Annotated in this window: 5 protein-coding genes; 2 read left to right on the top strand and 3 right to left on the bottom strand. The window is 67.8% G+C overall.

Annotated features, from left to right (window positions below; genetic code table 11):
- Positions 1-4 precede the first annotated feature (4 nt).
- The 3 genes from Y958_RS30950 to Y958_RS30940 form a co-directional block, all read right to left on the bottom strand.
- On the bottom strand, positions 5-745 hold the full coding sequence (locus tag Y958_RS30950) for an efflux RND transporter periplasmic adaptor subunit (RefSeq protein WP_088875722.1): 741 nt from the start codon (positions 743-745) through the stop codon (positions 5-7).
- Positions 746-856: 111 nt separating this feature from the next.
- On the bottom strand, positions 857-2,452 hold the full coding sequence (locus Y958_RS30945) for a TolC family protein (protein WP_088875721.1): 1,596 nt from the start codon (positions 2,450-2,452) through the stop codon (positions 857-859).
- Between the two features lie 6 nt (positions 2,453-2,458).
- A complete protein-coding gene (locus Y958_RS30940) occupies positions 2,459-19,957 on the bottom strand; it encodes an autotransporter-associated beta strand repeat-containing protein (RefSeq protein ID WP_088875720.1) in 17,499 nt (5,832 codons plus the stop codon).
- A gap of 485 nt (positions 19,958-20,442) precedes the next feature.
- Between Y958_RS30940 and Y958_RS30935 the strand changes: the two genes are divergently transcribed.
- A complete protein-coding gene (locus Y958_RS30935; protein WP_088875719.1) occupies positions 20,443-21,687 on the top strand; it encodes a TIGR03032 family protein in 1,245 nt (414 codons plus the stop codon).
- A gap of 131 nt (positions 21,688-21,818) precedes the next feature.
- Positions 21,819-22,340, top strand: a complete 522-nt coding sequence (locus tag Y958_RS30930) for a phage tail protein (RefSeq protein ID WP_088875718.1) — start codon at positions 21,819-21,821, stop codon at positions 22,338-22,340.
- Positions 22,341-22,358: the final 18 nt, after the last annotated feature.

Below are 22,358 nucleotides of genomic sequence, written 5' to 3'. Positions count from 1 at the left end.
ATCCTCAATTCGGAGCCGCGACGATGGCGCGACCGCTCATGCCCGGCAACAACTCCGGGAATTTGCCGTCGATGACGGCGAAGACCCGGATGCTCTGCGAGACGGGATCGATGCGCGGCGACAGGCGGGCCACCTTGGCCGGGTACTTGCGGCCCGTTTCCTCAATGCCGATTTCCAGCGCGAAACCCGGCTTCAGCCACTTCAGCCACGACGACGGCACCAGCATTTCCGCCTCCAGTTCCGTCGGGTCCAGGATCTCCAGCAGTTTCTGCCCTTCCGCCACCGATTGGAAGCGTTTCACATCCACCGGCCCCATGCGGCCGGCGAACGGGGCGGTGACCACGCAATGCGACGCGACCTCGCGCGCCATCTGCTGTTCGGCTTCGGCCATGGCGTGCTCCGCCGCCGCTGTTTCCACTTCCAATACGCCGATGGAATTCAGCGTGTTCAGCTTGCTCTTGACCTCATAGGTCTTGCGGGTCGCAGTCTCCTGGGCGTTGGCCTTGGCTTGGCGCGCCTTCTGGATGCCGCAGTCGAAGGCCACCAGCTTTTGCCCCTCGCTGAAACTGTCGCCCTCGCGCAACGGCAGTTCCGAAATCTGGGCGGCGATTTGCGACGACAGCACCGTGCTGCGCTTGGGCACCAACTGGGCGCGGATCTCGGGCATGGTGTCGGCGCCGTGGGCCGTGACGGACAGGCCGAGAAGAAGCGCGGGCAGGATCAGGCTGAACCGGGGGCGGAACAAGGGGCGGACTCGCTTTTCGTTGCAAAGGCCGGCGCCAGATGGTCGCCGAAACAAGACGGGCCGGGAGGGAGGATCCCCGCCCGGCGCCGCTTTGGCTATGGCTCTCTGGAGTTACTGCGTCAAGGCCTTGCCGGGGTCGTCCAGTGTCGGCGTCTCGGCGGAGACCGACGCCTCGGCACCGAACATGCCGCTCTCGATACGGCGGTTCACCGTGGACACCGCGGCGGTCAGGGTCTTCAACGAATAGTCCGGCACGGCCTGGGGCAGCGGATCGATGCCGACCGAAACGTACAGTGACGCCAGCGCGTTCTGCATGTCGGCGTAGGCCCGGGCGCGGGTCAGTTCCGCCACGATGCGCGACGCGGACGCCCGCACGCGGTCCACCTTGCCGGCGGCGCTGTTTTCCTGCTGCGCCAGCACCTGGTCGTAGATACGGCCCTCGATGTTGTCCAGCTCGGATGCTTCCAGGTACTGGGTGCGGGCGCGGCCCAGCTGCTGCCAGGCCACGTTCACCTGGGTCAGCACGGCCATGGACAGGGCTAGGTTGCGCACCTCGGCCTGGTCACGCTGCGTCTCCGCCAGGCCCATGAAGTCATTGCCGGCCAGCAGGTTCACCAGGCCCCAGGACAGGCGCAAGCCCCCCTCGGCCCACCGCTGGTTCACCAGGAAGGAGTTGCTGTCATAGTCCAGACCGCCCTGAATGGACAGGTTGGGGAACAGCTTCAGGAAGGCCTTGTGCACCTCGTCCGTGGCGATGCGGCGGTTGTACGCCTGCTCGCGCAGTTCCGGGCGGTTGATCAGGGCCGTGTGTTCCAGCTCGGTGATGGCGGTCTTCATCTCCGGCAGGGCGGTCGGGTTGTCCGGCAACACCAGCTGGTAGGGCGTCCCCGGGGGCAGACCCATCAAGGCCGCCAACTGGGTCTTGGCCAGCGCCAGGTCGGCCTGCAGGTTCTCCAGCTGGCGGATGATGTCGATGGTCGCCTTCTCGTCCCGCAGCACGTCCAGCATGGGCTTCAGGCGCTGCTTCTCTACCTGGCGGGTGTCTTCCAGGGCCTGGCGGGCATCGGCCAGGATGGGGTTGATGCGGTCGCCGATCTTCTCGGCCGCCACGGCCTGCCAATAGGCGGCGCGGACCTGCTGCACGATGCTGTTGACCGCCGAGCGGCGCTTCTCGGCCGTGGCCAGGGCCCGGTCGCCGTTCTGCCGGGCCTGGTAATAGCTGATGCCGAAGTCCAGGACGCTCCAGCTCAGCTGCAGGTCGGCGGTGCCGGAGCGGCGGTCGCTGGAGATTGAGGGCTCCAGCGACTGCTTGCCGGTCAGGATGGAGTAGGAGGACGAGGCCAGTTCGTTACTGCGCGCCGTCAGGCCACCGTCCACCACCAGCTTGGGCAACAGGTCCCAGCGCGACACGTCGATCTGGCGGTTGGCGATGGCCTGGTCCATCAGCGCCAGCCGGTGGTCCAGGTTGTACTTGACCGCCCGGGCGATGGCCTCGTCCAGGGAGACGGCGACCGTCACCGGATCAATGCGGTCGCGAACGAGCTTCAGCGCCTCGGTGGCGCGGGTCTGGTTCTCATCCGACGTCAAGGGGCGGGGGGTGACGGAACACCCCGCCAGCAAGGCCACCAAGGCTCCGGCGACAATGGGCGTCGCCACGGTACGCGGGCGGGTGCGCCGCGCCGGCGCGGAATAAGGCAAGGACGTCATGGAGCCTCAGGCGGTCGTGGTGGTGGAAGCGTGGTGGGCGGGAAGGGCCGGGCCGTGCTGTGGGGCGGTGCCGCCGAACACGTCCAGCAAGCTGGCGAGAAGGGACACGGTGTCGTCGACGATGCCGTGATGTGTGGCGCCGAAGGTGCCGCTACCGAAGCCCACGGCCTTCTGCGCCTGGGCGGCGGCCTGAAGCTGCGCCGTCAGCGACAGCTTGCCCGCCGGTACCTTGCCGGGGCCGTTGGCGGTCTTGGCGGCCAGATCCTGGGCCGCCGCGTCACGGCCGGTATAGGCGGCCAGCTGCACCGGGTTCAGATCGGCGGGAACGGCAGTCGCCGGGTCATTGGCGGCATGCTGCTGCGGGGCGCGGTTGCCCGGTCCCTGCGGGCCCTGGCCGCCGGGCCCGCCGGTGCCGTTCTGCTGCTGGCCCACCGCCATGTTGAACTTGGCCTCGGCGACATTGCCGTTGCTGTCGCGCGCCGTGACGGTGATGGCGACGTTGCCGTTCTCGCCCGCCGGCGGCTGGCCGCTGAAGGTACCGTTGGCCGGGTTGAAGGTCAGCCACGCAGGCAGCGGTTCGCCGTTGGCCTGCCGCGCCTCCAGCGTCACCTGCGGGTCGCTGCTCTGGAAGGTGCCCTGCGGCAGCTGGAAGGTCACTTGCTGGCCGGCGGTGACCACTTGGTTGCTGACCTGGTTGGCCAGGGTCAGCGGGGTGGTGCCGCTGGCGGAGGAGGTAATGGCGACCACGCCGGTGCCGGCGCTGATAGCGGCGGCGGAGGTGGTCGTCGTTCCGGTCGTCGCAGCCCCGGTGGTCGCGGCCCCGGTGGTCGTGTTCGCCGTCGTGGTGGTGGGCGTCGCACTGCCCGCTGTCGTGCCGGCAGCGGTTGTGCCGGCGGTGGTTGGGGTGGCGGTCGTTGAGCCAGCGGCCGTTGTGGTGGTGGTCGACCGGCTGGTGCTGGTCAACGTGCTGGTGTCGGTCGCCAACGCGGTGATGATGCTGGTGGTGGCGGTCGAGGTTGTCGTCGTGTTTGTGCTGGTCGCGCTGGTGCTGATGACGCTGTTGCCGCTCAGGCCGGCGCTGGGTGTGCCGCTGACGCCGGCGTTGCCCGTGCCCACCGTTTGGGTCAGGGCCACGGTGGTCGTCGCGGTGCTGGTCGCGGCCACCGTGGGCGTCACGATCAAGGTGCTGGTCGTCGTGGTTGTCGGCGCCGTCGTGGCCGTGGTCGTCGGTGTGGTGGTGGTCGTGGCTGGGGGCTGCGGCACCACCACCGGGTTGATGGTCACGCCGATGATGCCGCTGGCCGTCTTGGCGCCGCCCACCCGGTTCGTGCCGCCGTCGCTGACGGTCACGGTGATGATGTCGTTGCCGGTGGTGGCAGGGGTCAGGTTCAGGGTGGCCAGGGTGGCGTTCACGTCGGCCACGCTGCCGCGGACGATGACCGTGCCGGTGCCGTTGCCGGTCAGGGTGGCGGCGCCCGAGGCCGCCATGACCAGCTGACCGTCGAAGCCGTCCTTCACCAGGACGCTGATGGTGCCGCCGGTCAGGGTGTCACTGACGCTGATGCCGGTGATGGCCTGGTTGCCGGTGGCGGACAGGTTCTGGGCGCCCGGCAAGGTCAGGACGGGCGTGTCGTTGCCGGTCAGGCTGATGGCCACCGTGCGCACGGCGGACTTCACGCCGCCGATGCGGCTGGTGCCGCCATCACTGATGGCCACCGTGAGGGTGTCGGTGTCCGTGGTTGTGGCGGTGGTGGCGTAGGTCAGGCTGGCCAGGGTGGCGTTTACGTCGGCCACGCTGCCGGTGATGGAAACCACGCCGCTGCCGTTGCCCGACACCACGGCGCCGCCGGAGGCGGTGACCGTGACGTTGCCCTTGCCGGCCAGCAGGGCCACCGTGACGGTGTTGCCCGACAGGGTATCGCTGACGCTGATGCCGGTGATGGCGTGGGCGTCGCTATCATTATAGCTCTGCGCCCCCGGCACGGTCACCACGGGCGTGTCGTTGCCGGTTAGGCTGACCGCGATGGTCTGGACGGTGGACTTCGCCCCGCCGATGCGGGCGGTGCCACCATCGTTGGCGGTCACCGTGATGGTGTCGCTGCCGGTGGCCGTCGCCGTGGTGGCATAGGTCAGGCTGGCCAGGGTGGCGTTCACATCGGCCAGGCTGCCCGTGATGGTCAGGCTGCCCGTGCCATTGCCGGCCAGGGTGGCGGCGCCCGACGCGGTGGCGGCGACATTGCCCTTAGTGGCCGTCACGGTGGCCGTGACCGTGGTGCCGGTCAGGCTGTCGCTGATGCTGACGCCCGTGATGGCGTGGGCGTTGGTGTCGTTGTAGCTCTGCGCCCCGGCCACGGTCAGGACCGGCGTGTCGTTGCCGGTCAGGTTGATGGTGATGGTCTGCACGGTGGACTTGGCGCCGCCGATGCGGTTGCTGCCGCCATCGCTCAGCGCCACGGTCAGGACGTCCGCGCCCGTGGTTGTGGCGGTCGTGGCGTAGCTCAGCGTGGCCAGGGTGGCATTCACGTCGGCCAGGCTGCCGGTGATGGAAACCACGCCGCTGCCGCTGCCCGACACCGTCGCGCTACCCGACGCGGTGACGGAGATATTGCCCTGGGTGGCGATCAGGGCGGCGGTGACGGTGCTGCCCTGCAGGCTGTCGCTGACGCTGACGCCGGTGATGGCGTGCACGTTGGTGTCGGTATAGGTCTGCGTCCCGGCCACGGTCAGGACCGGCGTGTCGTTGCCGGTCAGGTTGACCGCGATGGTCTGGACGGCGGCCTTGGCGCCGCCGATGCGGCTGGTGCCACCGTCATTGACGCTGACGATGATGGTGTCACTGCCGGTGGCCGTCGCCGTGGTGGCGTAGGTCAGGGTGGCCAAGGTGGCGTTCACGTCGGCCAGGCTGCCGGTGATGGTGACGCTGCCCGTGCCCCCGCCGGTGACGCTGGCGGACCCCGAGGCCGTGAGGCCCAGGTTGCCGTGCAGATCGGCCACGGTGGCGGTGACCGTGCCGCCCTGCAGGGTGTCGCTGATGCTGACGCCGGTGATGGCGTGGGCGCTGGTGTCGTTGTAGCTCTGCGCCCCTGCGACGGTCAGGACCGGGGTGTCGTTGCCGGTCAGGTTGACCGCGATGGTTTGGGTGGCGGACTTGGCGCCGCCGATCAAGTTGCCGCCGCCGTCATTGACGGTGACGGTGATGGTGTCGCTGCCGGTGGCGGTCGCCGTGGTGGTGTAGGTCAGGGTGGCCAGGGTGGCGTTCACGTCGGCAAGGGTGCCGGTGATGGTGACGCTGCCCGTGCCCCCGCCGGTGATACTGGCGGCGCCCGACGCGGTGAAGCCCAGGTTGCCGTGCAGGTCCGACACCGTGGCGGTGATGGTGCCGTTGTAGGTGTCGGCGACGCTGACACCGGTGATGGCATGGGCGTTGGTGTCGTCGTAGGCCTGCGCCCCGGCGACGGTCAGGACCGGCGTGTCGTTGGTGGCGATGGCTACGGCGATGGTGCCGCTGGTGGACTTCGCCCCGCCGATGCGGGCGGTGCCACCATCGTTGACGGCGACGGTGATGGTATCGCTGCCGACGGTGGACAGGGTGGTGGCGTAGCTCAGGGTGGCCAGGGTGGCGTTCACGTCGGCCAGGCTGCCGGTGATGGTGACGCTGCCCGTACCGCCGCCCGTGACTGTGGCGGACCCGGCGGCGGTGAAGCTGAGGTTGCCGTGCAGGTCGGACACGGTGGCCGTGACGGTGCCGCCCGGCAGCGCGTCGGTGATGGCCACACCGGTTATGGCGTGGCCGGCCTGATCGACATAGCTCTGCCCACCCGGCAGGGCCAGGGACGGCGTGTCGTTGCCGGTCAGGTTCACCGCGATGGTCTGGGTGGTCGACTTGGCCCCGCCGATCAGGTTGCCGCCGCCGTCATTGACCGTGACGGTGATGGTATCCGTTCCCGTGGCCGTCGCGGTGGTGGCGTAGGTCAGGGTGGCCAGGGTGGCGTTCACGTCGGCCAGGCTGCCGGTGATGGTGACGCTGCCCGTGCCGGCGCCAGTGACGCTGGCGGAGCCTGCGGCGGTGAAGCCCAGGTTGCCATGCAGGTCGGACACGGTGGCGGTGACGGTGTTGCCGGCCAGATTGTCCGTCACGCCCACGCCGGTTATGGCGTGGCTGTTGGTGTCGGTGTAGCTCTGGGTGCCGGCCACGCTGACGGTGGGGGCGGCGTTGCCGGTCAGGGTGACGGCGATGGTCTTGGCATCCGTCAGGGCGCCGCCCGTGCCGGTGTTGCCGCCGTCATTGACACCGATGGTGATGGTATCGCTGTCGCTGGCGGTTACCGTGGTGGTGTAGGTCAGGCTGGCCAGGGTGGCGTTCACGTCGGCCAGCGTGCCGGTGATGGTGACGCTGCCCGTGCCGGTGCCGGTGACACTGGCGCTGCCCGAGGCGGTGACCGCCAGGTTGCCCTTGCCGGCGCCCAAGGTCACGGTCTCGATGCCGGTTCCGGCGTCAGGGTCGGCCACGCTGACGCTCAGGCCGTGGGCCAGGGTATCGGTGATCGTCTGGGCATCCGGTACGGTCAAGACGGGGGCGGTGTTGACGGCGGTGATGTTGACCGTGCTGGTGGCCGAGAGGGAAAGCTGGATGCCGTCATTCGCGAACCAAGCGATGGTGCGGCTGTTGCGGGTGCCCCCGAGGGTGGGATCCTGGCTGGTCGAGCTGAAGGTGATGCTGCGCAGGGCCGCCTGGTAGTCGGCCACGCTGGCGCTGCCGCTCAGGCTCAGGAAGCCCGTGAGGCTGTTATAGCTGCCGGTGATGCCATTCTGGGCGGTGAAGGACAGGAGGTCGCCGGCCACGCCGCCCGCGATCTCGACGATGGCGCTGGTCAGGGTGTTGGTGGCGGTGTCGGTGAGCGTGAGTGAGGAGTCGATAACGGTGGCGGTGCCAGCCTCGGCATAGCTGCTGGTGCCGCCGGCTGTGAGGGTGATGCCTTGGGCGGCAATGCTGAGTGTGCCGACATTGGTGGAGTAGGCGGTGCCTCCGGTCGTGATGTCACCCGTGCCCCGGGTGGCGCCGCTTGTGGCGGTACCGCTGGTCTCATCCCAAGCCTTGAAGGTCAGCGCAGAGGTTCCCACGGAGAAGGCGCTGGGGGTGAAGCGCAGCTGGGCCGTGCCGTCCAGCAGAAGGGCGCTGGTGGGCGAGACGCTGCCGACACTGTTCCAGGTGGTGCCGCCGTCGGTAGAGTACTCCCAGGTGCCGGGAGAACCGGCAATGGCGGTGATCGCGATGCCGCCGACGCCGTGGGCGTCGGGGTCGGCATAGCCCGCATCGCTCAGCAGGCTGGACACCGTCACACCGGCGCTGGGTGTGGTGCCGGGCGTGCCCGGACCGGTGACGGCAGCCCCGCTGGGCAGGGTGGGGGCGTCGTTGACCGGGGTGATGGTGACGGTGGTGCTGGCGGTCAGGGTGGTGGTGTCGGCGCCGCCGTTGGCGGTGCCGCCATTATCCTGAACACTGGTCAGGGTAACGGTGCGGCCGCTGCCGGCCGTCGGATCGTCGCTGGTGTTCTTGTAGGCCAGGCCGTTGACCAGGGTCTGGGCGGCGCTGGCTGAGAAGTCGCCGGCCTTGGTGATGGTGACGGTGGCGGTGCCACTGTTTACCGAGACGCTGACAGAATAGCCGTTGGCCGTGGTGGTGGCGCTGTTGCCGTTGGTCAGCGCCACGCTCTGGCCGTCGATGCTCAGGGTTTCCGAGGCGCCGTCGGCCAGGCCACCCACCGTCAGGGTGATGGCGTGAACGCTCTGGCTCGCCTCACTGGTGCTGACGGTCGTGCCGCTGAACAGCGCGGTGGCGTTGGCGCCCTCGACATAGTTCGGGCTGGTCGCCGGGGTGGTGGTCAGGGTCGGCGCCTGGTTGATCGGGTGCAGCGTGATGGTGGTGCCGGCGGTCAGGGTGGTGGTGTCATGGCCGCTGTTGGCGGTGCCGCCGTTGTCCTGGATGGCGGTTAGGGTGACGGTGCGGCCACTGCCGGCCGTCGGGTCGCTGCTGGTATCCTTGTAGGTCAGGCCGTCGACCAGGGTCTGGGCCGCCGCCGCCGTGGCGCCGCCCGACTTGGTGATGGTGACGGTGGCGGTGCCGGAGGTCACCGAGACCGCAACGCCATAACCGTTGGCGGTGGTGGTGACGCTGGTGCCGTCGACCAGGGTGACGTCCTGGCCATCAATGGACAGGACCTCTGACGTGCCGTCGGCCAAGCCGCCGACGGTCAAGGTCAGGCCACTGATCTTCTGGCCGGCCTCGATCGCGCTGATGGTCGTGCCGCTGAACAGGCTCACGGCGCTGCCGCCCTCGGTGAAGACCGGGCTGGTGGCGGGCGTGGTGCTGAACGTCGGCGCGTCGTTCACGGCGGTGATGTTGACCGTGCTGGTGACGCCGGCGGAGGGGGCGATGCCGTCGTTCACCGACCAGGTGACCGTGCGGCTGGCACGGGTGCCGCCCAGGGTCGGGTCCTGGCTGGTGGAGCTGAAGGTGATGCTGCGCAGGGCCGCCTGGTAGTTGGCCAGGGTGTCGCTGCCGGTCAGGGTCAGCACGCCGGTGCTGCTGTCATAGCTGCCGGTGATGTTGGCCGTGTTGACGAAGGTCAGCACGTCGCCGGCCACCACGCTGCCGATGGTCACCGTGGCGCTGGTCAAGGTGCTGACGACGGAATCACTGACGGTGATGGTGGTGTCGATGGCGCCGGCGGTGCCGGCTTCGACGTAGGTGACGGAGCCGCCGGCCGTCATCACAGCGCCCTGCGTCTCGACGCTGAGCGTGCCGTTGTTGGCCGAGTAGGCAGTGGTGCCGCCGTTGGTGGTGGTGTCGGCCGTCTGGCGCGTGCTGCCGCTGCTGGCGGTGCCGCTGGTTTCGTCCCAGCCCTTGAAGGTCAGCGTGGCGGTTTCCGCGGTGCTGCCATTGGGCACATAGCGCAGCTGCGCGGTGCTGTTCAGCAACAGGCCGCTGCTGGTGGAAACGGTGCCGACGCCGAACCAGTTCGTGCCATCGGTGGAATACTGCCAGGTACCGGCACCGGAGAGCCCGGTGATGGCGACGCCCGAGACGCCATGGCCGTCCACGTCGACATAGCCGGCGTCGCCCAGGATGCTGGACACGGTGACGGTGTTACTGGTGGTGTTGATGGGCGTGGCCGGGATGGTGGAGACAGCACCGCTGCTGGGCAGGGTGGGGCTGTTGTTGACCGGGGTGATGGTGACGGTGGAGACAATATAGACTGCGGTGGTGTCGTGGCCGCCGTTGGCGGTGCCGCCGTTGTCCTGGATGACGGTCAGCGCGATGGTGCGACCACTGCCAGGAGTAGGGTCGTCGCTGGTGTTCTTGTAGCCCAAGCCATTGATCAAACTCTCGGCGTCTGCCGCAGAGAAGTCACCAGCCTTGGTGATGGTGACTCCCGCAGCGTACTGCACCACATTGCCAGATGTGCTCGTCGTCACAAGGACGGACACGGTATAACCGTTTGTGGTGGTTACCGTATTTTGGTTAGTCAGTGATACAAGAGTTCCGTCGACTTGTAGAGTTTCAGCCCCACCATCGGCGAGGCCTGCCAAAGCCACGGTCAAGGAGTGGATTTTTTGGTTGCTCTCGCCAGTGCTTACGGTCGCGGCACTGAACAGGGTGACGGCATCGGCACCTTCGATGTAATTCGCATTAGTGACCGGTGTCGCGTTCAGGTTAGGTGCGGCGTTCAGGACGCTGGCCACGATATCGTTGCCGGTGCCCCCGCTGTTGGTGATCAGCGCCTTGCCGCCGCTTAGATCCGCTTGCCCGTTACTATCCAAATTGTGAAAGGCGGTGGTGTCGGTGGTGCCGCTGCCGGTGTTGTTGACGATGGTGAAGCTGTCACCCAACGCTACCGTGTAGCCGCCAACGGCGCTCAGCGTCAGGGTGCCGGCATTGCCCGACCCGTCGTTCAGCACGACGTTGCCGCCCACGCTCAACACGTCGTTGTTGCCGGATGTGCCGGCGATCTGGATTTGCAGGGCACCGCCCAGGTTGACGTTGCCCGTGACGGTCAGGGTGCCGATGCCGTTGTTCACGCCCTCGACGCCGGGGGCCAAGGTGCCGCCGCCATAGACCCGCAGGTTCCCGCCGACGGTGCCGGTGCCGGCCAGGGTGGCGCCGTCCTGGACGTTGACGTCGCCGCCAACCGAACCGGTCAGCGCCAGGGTGCCCGCCTGCACATAGGTGGTTTCGGTATATCCGCTGCCGTCGCCCGACAGGGTTACGGTACCGGTTCCGCCTTTGAACAGGCTGCCGAAACCACTGACGGTACCTGACAGGGTCAGGCTGTTGTCCGTGTTGAGGGTGCCGTTGTTGACGGAAATGTTGAGATTCTGGCTCAGGCTGACGCTGGACCCGGTGACCGTGAGGGTACCGCCATTCAGCGTCAGGGCGCTACCGCCCAGGTTGGTGGCGGCGGCAATGCGCAAGGTGGCATCGCGCACTGTCGTATCGCCGGTGTAGGTGTTGGTGCCGGACAGGGTGACGGTGCCACCGCCATTCATCGTCAGGTCACCCGACCCGCTGATCACGCCCGAGAGTGTCAGGGCGTTGGCGGTGCTGACCGTGCCACCATTGCTGCCCAGAGCCACGGCCTGGCTCAGGCTGACGCTGGAGCCGGTCACCGCCAGGGTGCCGCCGTTCAGGGTGAGGGCGCCGCTGCCCAGGTTGGCGCTGGCACCGATGTTCAGGGTGCCGTCGACGACGGTGGTGGTGCCGGTGTAGGTGTTGGCGCCGCTGAACGTCAGTGTGCCCACGCCGTTCAATGTCAGGTTTTTGGAACCCGAAATGACGCCGGACAGGGTGGCGCTGTTGGTGGCGCTGATGGTGCCGTTGGCGCTGAGGACAATGGCGTTGGCGAGGGTGACGGCGCTGCCCGTCACCTCCAGCGCGCCGCCGTTCAGGATGACGGCGCCGTTGATGGTGGTGCTGCCCAGGTTGGTGGCGCCGGTGACGCTGAGGGTGCCGGCGGACACCATGGTGGCGCCCAGGGCGCCGGTGGAGCTGGTGTAGGTGTTGGTGCCGGACAGGGTCAGCTTGCCGGCGCCGACCTTGGTCAGGCTGATGACGTGGCTGAGGTTGCTGCTGACGCCGCCGGTGATGTTGCCGGACAGGGTCAGGGCGTTGGCGTTGCTGATGATGCCGCCGCTGGCGCCGAGCGTGATGTTCTTGGATATGGTGACGTTGCTGCCGGTAACCAGCAGGCCGCCGACGCCGGTGTTGCCCATGTTCAGGGTCAGCGTGCCGGTGGTCAGGTTGGTCTGGTCGGTGATCGACAGCGTGCCGACCTGGATGTTCAGGGCGGTGGCCCCGGCGCTGTTGTTGGCGGTCAGTACCAGCGCGCCGTTGCCGAAGTTGTGGGTGAGGGTGAACGCGCCGGCCAGCGCCCCGCCCAGGGTCAGGGTGGCGGTATCGCCGACGTAGATGCTGCTGGCGGCGCTCAGGGTGACATTGCCCGACAGCGTCGCGCTGCCGGAGGACAGGTTGATGGCGCCGGAGCTGGAGGTGCCGGCGCCGGCGATGGTCAGGGCATCGGCAATGGTGACGCCGTTGTCCACCTGCAGGGTGGCGCCGCTGGCCACGGTGGTGGCGCCGGTGCTGCTGCCCAGGGCGCCGCTGCTGGCGGCTTCCAGCGTGCCGGCGCTGATGGTGGTGGTTCCGGTGTAGGTGTTGGTGCCCGACAGGGTCAGCGTGCCGCTGCCGGCCTTGGTGATGCCGCCGTTCAGGGCGGTGCCGTCTTGGATGACGCCGGAGAAGGTGGTGGAGGTGTTATCCCCGCCCAACGTCAGCGAACCGCCGTTCAACGTCAGCGTGCCGGCGCCGCTCAACGAGCCCACGGTCTCATTGCTGGCCTGCAGTATCAAGGTGGCGCCCGAAGCGACCGACACGGCGCTGCTGTCGCTGATGGCGCTGCCGCTGGACACCATGATCTCGCCGGCGCTGATGGTGGTGGCGCCGGTGTAGGTGTTGGTGCCCGACAGTTCCAGGGTGCCGGTGCCGGCCTTGGTCAGGCCGCCGGTGCCGGTGATGGCGCCGGAGAAGACGGTGCTGGTGTTGTCGCCCCCTGTCGTCAGGGTGTTGAAGCTGCCAAGACTGACGGTGCCGGCGCCGGCGAGCGAGCCGATGGTCTCGCTGGCGGCCAGGGCCAAGGTGGCGCCCGAGGCGACGGTCACGGCGCTGGTGTCGGCGATGGCGCTGCCACCGCTGGCGGTGACCGTGCCGGCGCCGATGCTGATGGCGCCGCTGTAGGTGTTGGTGCCGGACAGGGTCAGGCCGTCGTTGGCGCCGGTGCCGGTGCTCAGGGTCAGGGTGCCGGTGCTGCCGGTGATGTTCCCGGACAGGGTGGCGGCGTTGCCGCTGGCCACCTGGATGGTGGAACTGGCGGTAACAGCGATGTTCTTGGCGATGCTGGCGGCGCCGTTGACCAGCAGGGTGCCCCCGGCCAGGGTGACGCTGCCGCTGCCCAGGCTGCCGGCGCCGGCGATGCTGAGGGTGCCGGAGGTGACGGTGGCGTTCGTATAGGTGTTGCTGGTGCCGCTCAGCACCACCGAGGCATAGGTGCCGCCGGTGAGCTGTGAGGTGATGTTCAGGCTGCCGTTGCCGACCACGCCCGAGAAGGTCAGGTCCTTGCCGGCGCCCAGCTGGTCATTGATGCTGCGCGTGCCGCCGCCCAGATCGACGGTGCCGGTGAACGTCATGCCGAAGCTGCCGGCCAGCAACAGGTTGCCGTTGATCACCAGGTTGTTGGCCAGGGTGTAGGCGGCGGTGGTGCTGCGGATTTTGCCGCTGTTGAAGGTCAGCGTGCCGGTGCCGATGGCGTTGGCGGACGAGATGTCCAGGATGCCGCCGTCCACCGTGACGCCGCCGGAGAACGTGCTGTTGCCCGACAGCTTGATGGCGTTGCCGGCGGTGGAGCTCTTGGCGTCCAGCGCACCGCTGCCGCTGATGGCGCCGCTCAGGGTGACGGAGCCGGCGGTGTAATCGATGGTGCCGCCGCTTGAATTGACCGTGATGGCGGTGGAGCTGGAGAACGCGGCCGTGGACAGCAACGTGCCGCCGTTGAAGATCAGCGACGAGGTGCTGCCCAGGCCGGCCACGGCCAATATGCCGGCCGAAATCGTCGTCGAGCCGGTGTAGGTGTTGGTGCCCGACAGGGTCAGCTTGCCGGCGCCCGTTTTGGTCAGGCCGCCCGTGCTGCTGATGACGCCCGACAGGGTCACGTCGTTGGCATTGCTGATGGTGCCGCCGCCGCTGCCCAGGGTGATGGCCTTGCTCACGGTCACCGCGGACCCCGTCACCGCCAATGCGCCGCCGTTCAGGGTCAGCGTGCCGGTGGTCAGGTTGGTCTGATCGGTGATGGACAGGGTGCCCGTGGCGACGTTCAGGTTGGTGGCGCCGGTGCCGTTGCTGCCGCTCAGGACCAGGGTGCCTGTGCCGACATTCTTGTACAGCGTGAAGGCGCCGCCCACGGTGCCGCTGAGGGTCAGCGTGCCCGTGCCGCTGACGTTAACCCGGGCGTCTGCCGTCAGGGTCACGTTGCCCGACACCGTGGCGCTGCCGGTCGAGGTGTTCAGAGTCAGCGAACCGTTGCCGGCGGTGCTCACCGCGTCCGCCAGGGTCACGCCATCATCGATGAGCAACGTGCCGGTGGAGGCGATGGTGGTGCCGCCCGCGCTGGTGCCCAAGGCGCTGGAGGTGGCAGCCTCCAATTTGCCGGCGCTGATGGTGGTGGTGCCGGTGTAGGTGTTGGCGCCCGACAGGATGATCGTGCCGGCGCCCGCTGTGGTCAGATTGCCGGCGCCGCTGATGACACCCGACAGGGTCAGGGTGTTGGCGGTGCTGATGGTGCCGCCGCCGGTGCTCAGCAGGATGTTGCCGCTCAGCGTCACGGTGGTGCCGGTCAGCGTCAGCGTACCGCCATCCAGCGTCAGGCCACCGCTGCCCAGGTTGGTGCTGTCGGTGATGCTGAGCGTGCCGGCCGACACGGTGGTGGTGCCGGTGTAGGTGTTGGTGCCGGACAGGGTCAGGGTGCCGACGCCCGTCTTGGTCAGGTTGCCGGTGCCGCTGACGACGCCCGACAGGGTCAGGGCGTTGGCATCGCTGACCGTGCCGCCGCTGCTGCCCAGGGTCACGGCGTTGGTCAGGGTGACGGCGGTTCCGGTCACCGCCAGCGTGCCACCGTTCAGGGTCAGCGCCGCGGTGCTGAGGTTGGTGTTGTCGGTGATGCTGAGCGTGCCCGCGGTCACCGAGGTGGTGCCGGTGTAGGTGTTGGCGCCCGACAGGGTGAGGGTGCCGGCACCCGCCGAGGTCAGGTTTTTGGAACCCGAGATGACGCCGGACAGGGTGGCGCTGTTGGTGGCGCTGATGGTGCCGTTGGCGCTGAGGACAATGGCGTTGGCGAGGGTGACGGCGCTGCCCGTCACCTCCAGCGCGCCGCCGTTCAGGATGACGGCGCCGTTGATGGTGGTGCTGCCCAGGTTGGTGGCGTTGGTGACGCTGAGGGTGCCGGCGGACACCATGGTGGCGCCCAGGGCGCCGGTGGAGCTGGTGTAGGTGTTGGTGCCGGACAGGGTCAGCTTGCCGGCGCCGACCTTGGTCAGGCTGATGACGTGGCTGAGGTTGCTGCTGACGCCGCCGGTGATGTTGCCGGACAGGGTCAGGGCGTTGGCGTTGCTGATGATGCCGCCGCTGGCGCCGAGCGTGATGTTCTTGGATATGGTGACGTTGCTGCCGGTGACCAGCAGGCCGCCGACGCCGGTGTTGCCCATGTTCAGGGTCAGCGTGCCGGTGGTCAGGTTGGTCTGGTCGGTGATCGACAGGGTGCCGACCTGGATGTTCAGGGCGGTGGCCGCGGCGCTGTTGTTGGCGGTCAGCACCAGCGCGCCGTTGCCGAAGTTGTGGGTCAGGGTGAAGGCGCCGGCCAGCGTCCCGCCCAGGGTCAGGGTGGCGGTATCGCCGACGTAGATGCTGCTGGCGGCGCTCAGGGTGACATTGCCCGACAGCGTCGCGCTGCCGGAGGACAGGTTGATGGCGCCGGAGCTGGACGTGCCGGCGCCGGCGATGGTCAGGGCATCGGCGATGGTGACGCCGTTGTCCACCTGCAGGGTGGCGCCGCTGGCCACGGTGGTGGCGCCGGTGCTGCTGCCCAGGGCGGCGCTGCTGGCGGCTTCCAGCGTGCCGGCGCTGATGGTGGTGGTTCCGGTGTAGGTGTTGGTGCCCGACAGGGTCAGCGTGCCGGTGCCGGTCTTGGTGATGCCGCCGTTCAGGGCGGTGCCGTCCTGGATGACGCCGGAGAAGGTGGTGGAGGTGTTATTCCCGCCCAACGTCAGCGAACCGCCGTTCAGCGTCACCGTGCCGGCGCCGTTGAGCGAGCCGACGGTCTCGTCACTGGCTTCCAGCTGCAGCGTCGCACCCGAAGCGACCGACACGGCGCTGCTGTCGCTGATGGCGCTGCCGCCGGACACCATGATCTCGCCGGCGCTGATGGTGGTGGCGCCGGTGTAGGTGTTGGTGCCCGACAGGGTCAGGGTGCCGGTGCCGGCCTTGGTCAGGCCGCCGGTGCCGGTGATGGCGCCGGAGAAGGTGGTGCTGGTGTTATCGCCGCCCGCCGTCAGGGTGTTGAAGCTGCCGAGACTGACGGTGCCGGCGCCGGCGAGCGAGCCGATGGTCTCGCTGGCGGCCAGGGCCAAGGTGGCGCCCGAGGCGACGGTCACGGCGCTGGTGTCGGCGATGGCGCTGCCACCGCTGGCGGTGACCGTGCCGGCGCCGATGCTGATGGCGCCGCTGAAGGTGTTGGCGCCGGACAGGGTCAGGCCGTCGTTGGCGCCGGTGCCGGTGCTCAGGGTCAAGGTGCCGGTGCTGCCGGTGATGTTCCCGGACAGGGTGGCGGCGTTGCCGCTGGCCACCTGGATGGTGGAACTGGCGGTGACGGCGATGTTCTTGGCGATGCTGGCGGCGCCGTTGACCAGCAGGGTGCCTCCGGCCAGGGTGACGCTGCCGCTGCCCAGGCTGCCGGCGCCGGCGATGCTGAGGGTGCCGGAGGTGACGGTGACGTTGGTGTAGGTGTTGCTGGTGCCGCTCAGGACCAGCGAGGCGTAGGTGCCGCCGGTGAGCTGTGAGGCGACGTTCAGGCTGCCGTTGCTGACCACGCCCGAGAAGGTCAGGTCCTTGCCGGCGCCCAACTGGTCGTTGATGGTGCGGGTGCCGCCGCCCAGGTCCACCGTGCCGGTGAACGTCATGCCGAAGCTGCCGGCCAGCAGCACGTTGCCGTTGATCACCAGGTTGTTGGCCAGGGTGTAGGCGGCGGTGGTGCTGCGGATTTTGCCGCTGTTGAAGGTCAGCGTGCCGGTGCCGATGGCGTTGGCCGACGAGATGTCGAGGATGCCGCCGTCCACCGTGATGCCGCCGGAGAACGTGCTGTTGCCCGACAGCTTGATGGCGTTGCCGGCGGTGGTGCTTTTGGCGTCCAGCGCGCCGCTGCCGGTGATGGCGCCGCTCAGGGTGACGGAGCCGGCGGTGTAATCGATGGTGCCGCCGCCGGAATTGACCGTGATGGCGGTGGAACTGGAGAAGGCCGCCGTCGACTTCAGCGTGCCGCCGTCCAGGGTCAGCGACGCCGTGGACCCCATGGCGCCCAGTGCCAGCGTGCCGTCGGACACCGTGGTGGCGCCCGTGTAGGTGTTGGTGCCCGACAGGGTCACCGTGCCCGCCCCGGTTTTGGTCAGGGTGCTGCCGGTGCCCGAAACCCCGGCGGAAATGGTCAGCGTATCACCGCTGCCCACCGACAGGGTGCCGGCGCCGCCCAGGGCCAGGCCGCCGCTGGTGGCGGCGATGGTCAGGCTGCCCGCCGTGGTGGGCGCGTATTTCAGGGTGTCCCCGGCGCCCAGCGTGACGCCGCTGGCCAGCGTGATGGTGCCGGTGACGCTGTCGCCGATGACGACGGTGTCCGCCCCCGTCTGGCTGACGGACCGGGCCAGCGCCTCCCGCAGGCTGAAGCCGTCGGCGGCGGCACCGCTGCTCTGGTCTGCGGTGGTGGTGACGTAGATGGTGGAACTGGTCACCGTCAGGTCGGCGTTGGTGGTGTTGCCGCTGCCGTCGCTCAGGGCGAAGCGGATGGTGGCGTCGCCAAAGGGGGTGGCGTTGCTGTACTGGACGGCGTGGATCAACGCCGCCACGTCCGCGCTGGTGGCGCTGGCGGTCAGGCTGATGGTCAGCACGCCGCCGGTGTTGGTGAAGGTCAGCGCATGGCCGTTGACCGTGACCGTGCCGCCACTGACGCTGACGCTGTTGTCAAAGCTGAAGACGTCGTTGGCCGTGGCGTCCGCGGACCCGGCGGTCACGCGCTGCACCACCAGGCTGCCGCTGGCCCAGCCGGCGCTGTCGTTTTCCGTGTCGCTGACCGAGGCGGCGGTGCTGGAATCCAGGCGGACGGCGGTGCTGGCATCCACCCAGGCGACCGTGTCACCGGCCAGGTTGGTGATGACTGGGGCGGCGTTGGCCCCCGTGACCGTGATGCCGGCCGTGTCGGTGGCCGAGGAGAAGGCGGTGGTGCCGCCGTTGGTGGCGGTCGTCACCTTGCTGCCGGCCGTGCCGCTGGTCTGGTCCCAGGCGCGGAAGGTGATGGTGGCGGTGCCGGTGTAGCTGCTGCTGGGCGCGAAATAAAGGCGGGTGTTGGCGTCCGCCTTCAGCAGCAGGGCGCTGGTGTTGCTGACCGTGGCGACACTGGTCCAGTTGGTGCCGCCGTTGGTGGTGTAATACCAGGTGCCGTTGGTGGTGTCGGTGGCGGTGATGGCCAGGCCCGTCACCGCGTTGACATCGGGGTCGGTGACGTTGCTGACGCCGGTGCCGATACCCACCAAGGCCGACACCAGGGTGCCGACGGCCCCCGTGGGGGTGCTGGCGACGGTGTTCATTTCCGAGGTCAGGACGGGCGATTTGCTGGCGTCCAGCGTCGGCGCGTCGTTGATCGAGGTGACGGTGATCTTGCTGGTGCTGTCCGCCGTGCCGGTGGTGGTGTTGTCCTTCGGCGTCAGGGTGAAGGTCGTCACCTTGGTCGATGTCGGCGCCACCTGGTTGGCGGTGGGCGTGAAGACCAGGGCCCGCAGGTTCGTCTGCAGCGTCGCGGTGCTGCTGGCGGTCAGGGTGTAGTGCGTGCCGTCCGTGCTGGTCAGGCCGGTGCCGGTCAGCGTGCCGTTGTTGGCGTCCAGCGTGATGTCGATGCTGTAACTGGTGGCGCCGCTGGTGCTGTCGGTAAAGCTGACGCCGCTGAAGGGCGTGGCCGTGGCGTTGTCGTTCGCCGTGCTGGTGTGCGTACCGCTTACCGACGGAAGGTCCTGGCACTGCGCCACGTCCGTGCGCGCCAGGAAGGCGTTCAGCGACGTGGTGTAAATGTTGTTGGCGGGGTTGAATTGGGTGCCGGTATGGCCGGGGTCCCAGAACAGGACGTAGGGGTTGCCGCTGTGGCGGGAATAGCCGCCGATGTTGGTGCCGTTGTGATAGATGGTGGCGAAACCCGAGGCGCTCTGCGTGCCGGCGGTGCAGCCCAGGCAGTGGTCGATGTTCTCCATGCCCGCCACGGTGAAGGGCAGCACGGTGTCGATGGCGGCCCCGGTGGTGTATTCCAGCACCCAATCGCCGCCCAACGAGGCCGGGCCCGTGCGGTCGGTGGAGGCGGCGACGTCGATGTCGTTGCCCAGGTAGCGGGCGAAGTCGTCCACGAACTGCTTGCCGGTGTCCGTGGCGGCGATGGAGCAGCCCAGCAACAGGAAGTCGCCACCCGTCTTCATCGAGGCGCCGATGGCGGCCAGGTCGCTGGCGCGGCTGGCCAGGTCGCCGTCCGTCAGCACGTGGTTGCCGCCCAGGATGATGCCGCCGTCGCCGCCCTCGGTCACCAGGATGACGGTGTCCAGGTTCTTGTAGCCGGACAGCGCCTGGGCGATGCCATGGACGGTGCGCTGGCCTTCGCCCAGCAGGATCACGGGCACGGACGGATCCATGCCGGCGATCAGGGTCTGGTAGTCCGCGACACTGGTGTCGACGATGACCACCTCATGCACGCCGGAGGTGGTCGTCGTGGTGGGGGTGACCGTGGCGGCGGTGCTGGTGTCGGCGACCTTGGCGGTCTCCGCGGTGGCGGTCTTGGCGGTGTCGGTGGTCTTCACCGTGTCCGTGGTCGTACCGGCCGTAGCACCGGTCCCCGAGCCGGTCGAGGACGAGGGGCCGCTGGCCGTCGACTTGGCGCTGGTATCGGTTGCCGTCGCGGTGGCGGCCTTGGCGGCCGCGTCCAGCAGGGCAGTGCTGGCGGCCGCGTCTGTGTGCGTATCCACCGTTGCCGTCGTCGCCGTCTTGGTGACCGTCGCCGCCGTGGCGGCGGCGGCGGCGTCGAACATCATGCGAGGTTCCAGGGCCAGGCGCAGGGCGCGCGGGGCGTTCTTGCGGGCCGGGGGGCGTGAACCGTCGGGCATGGCGTGCACTCACCGATTGGAATAGGCGGTCTCGGGGAATGTACCCGGAAGATAGGGTTTCTCTTCGCAGAAAACCCTTTCATCGCTGCAATAGCTCCCCCATAGCGCTTAAATCACAAGTTCCCACAACTGGCCAGTCAAATCAGACCAGGAACATCTCTTCTAAAGAGGTCTGTCTTTTGTGATCAAATGTGAGAGCGCACGGCGCGGGCCTTTTGCAATCCATCTTCCCCGATTCCCCCTATTCAAAAGTATGGCGGTTAAGAAGTTCTTACCATCCAACGAACGTATTCGCCGCCTGTCCGGGGTAATCCCGCCGCACCATATTTATGTGCGGCGCAATATTAATAGAGATTTAACCAAGGGCGCGATGGAACGGGTGGTATCCGAAGCTCAAATTTGATAGAGACGTCCAGTGGTAGTGACGCGGTGCCGGAAATACATCGGCGGTGTTTCTGCCCGAAAGGCATAGGGGAAGGGTCGCCATGGTGTCCGAAGTGGAGGAGGCCGCGCGGGAAAAGGCGGCAGGTGCGGAGAATTCCATCCCCGTGGCCACGCAGGACAAGATGGAGCCGCCCCAGTTCCTTCCGTCCCCGGGTTTCTCCGCCTGGCTGGAGGGAACGGGCGGCAGCCTGATCCTGTCCACCTATCAATCCGGACGCCTGATTTTCCTTTACATGATGGAAGGCCGGCTGCATGTGCTGGACCGGGTGGTCGGCACCGCCATGGGCTTGGCCGTGGATGACGACAAGCTTTGGGTGGGCAACCGGGAGCAAATCTGGAAGTTCGCCAATACCGGCCCGGCCGTGGTGGACGGCAAGGGCTATGGCGCCGTCTACATGCCGCGCAAAGGCTATTTCGTCGGGCCCTGCGACACGCATGACATCATCGCCGACGTCACCTTCCAGGGTGAGCGTCATGCGCTGGTCTTCTCCAGCACCAGCTTCAGCTGCATCGCGACCTTGGATGAGCAGTACAATTTCCGCCCGCTGTGGATGCCGGACTTCGTCACCGCCTTGACCGCCGAGGATCGATGCCACCTGAACGGCATCGGCGCGCGGGACGGCCGGGTCGCCTATGCCACCATATGCGGGCGCTATGACGAGCCCATGGGGTGGCGGGCCGGGCGCAACGGCGGTGGCATGGTGGTCGATCTGGAATCGGGTGAGGTCGTCGCCCAGGGCCTGTCCATGCCCCATTCACCCCGCTGGTACCGCGACCGTCTCTGGCTGTTGAATTCCGCCGCTGGGGAATTCGGCTATGTCGATCCGGAGTGCGGCGGCTTCGTGCCCGTGGCGGATTGCCCGGGCTTCGCCCGTGGCCTGACCTTTCTGGGCGATTACGCGATCATCGGCCTGTCGCAGCTGCGCCCCAACAGTTTCGGTAAGGGAATGGCATTGCACGACAAGCTTGCGGCCACCAACATACAGCAGCGCTGCGGCCTGCAGATCATCGACCTGCGCACCGGCCGCAATGCCCACTGGCTGACGATCGCCGGGCCGGTGACGGAACTCTACGACGTGGTGTTCAAGGCTGGCATCCAACGGCCCTACACCCCTGGCTTCCGTGAACCCTACATGCACCAGCAGCGGGTGCACCTGCCGGAAACGCGTTTTGAACACCCCTATCGGGGTAAACTTCAGATGCTGAGAACCCGCCCCCCGGAACCGGCACAACCGGGTCCGGCGCGGGCCGAAGGAAACGGCACCGCTTCGCCAATGGATAAATAGGAAACCTAGCCTTTTGCGCGATTATCCGGATGGTGTTCGACGCTCTGCGCGTGTATCTTCGCGGATGAAATTACCTAAGAATGTAAGAATCACTCACATATTCCCTCAAATCAATCAAGGGGAGGTGAACGATGGACCCGTTTGTCGGTGAAATTCGCATTTTCACCTGGGACTGGGCGCCCAAAGGCTGGGCGCTATGTAACGGCGCCCTATTGAATCTGCAGCAGAACGTGGCGCTTTATTCGTTGATCGGCGTCTATTACGGCGGCAACGGCACAACCAACTTCAACATCCCCGACTTGCGGGGCCGCACCCCCCGCCATCTCAGCCAGCAGTTGCCGCAGGTCGGCCTGTCCGCCGGGTCGGAAAACGTGACACTGACGGCCGCCAACCTCCCGCAGCATACCCATTCGACCAATGTCGCCAATAGCCCTGGGACGACGCCCCCGGCCGCCCTCGCGGGCCGATTGCCAGGCAACTGTAACGGCACTAACCCGATCTATATCCCAGCCGCCAATGCCGGCACGCCCGTCGCGCTGAACCAGGCCAGCATCGCCGTCGCGGGCGGCAGCAGCCCGGTGGCCAATATGCAGCCATGGGTGACGGCGAATTATTGCATCGCCATCAGCGGTATTTTCCCCCCGCGGAACTGACTTTCCCTCATCCCCGTC

This window comes from Nitrospirillum viridazoti CBAmc (assembly GCF_000730165.1).
GTDB classification, from domain to species: Bacteria; Pseudomonadota; Alphaproteobacteria; order Azospirillales; family Azospirillaceae; genus Nitrospirillum; species Nitrospirillum viridazoti.
This window is presented reverse-complemented; position numbering and strand designations above follow the sequence as displayed.

Excerpts from the sequence above, each read along its gene's own strand:
- Y958_RS30935 (WP_088875719.1), top strand. The coding sequence starts at position 20,443 with ATGGTGTCCGAAGTGGAGGAGGCCGCGCGGGAAAAGGCGGCAGGTGCG.
- Y958_RS30940 (WP_088875720.1), bottom strand. The coding sequence starts at position 19,957 with ATGCCCGACGGTTCACGCCCCCCGGCCCGCAAGAACGCCCCGCGCGCC.
- Y958_RS30945 (WP_088875721.1), bottom strand. The coding sequence starts at position 2,452 with ATGACGTCCTTGCCTTATTCCGCGCCGGCGCGGCGCACCCGCCCGCGT.
- Y958_RS30930 (WP_088875718.1), top strand. The coding sequence starts at position 21,819 with ATGGACCCGTTTGTCGGTGAAATTCGCATTTTCACCTGGGACTGGGCG.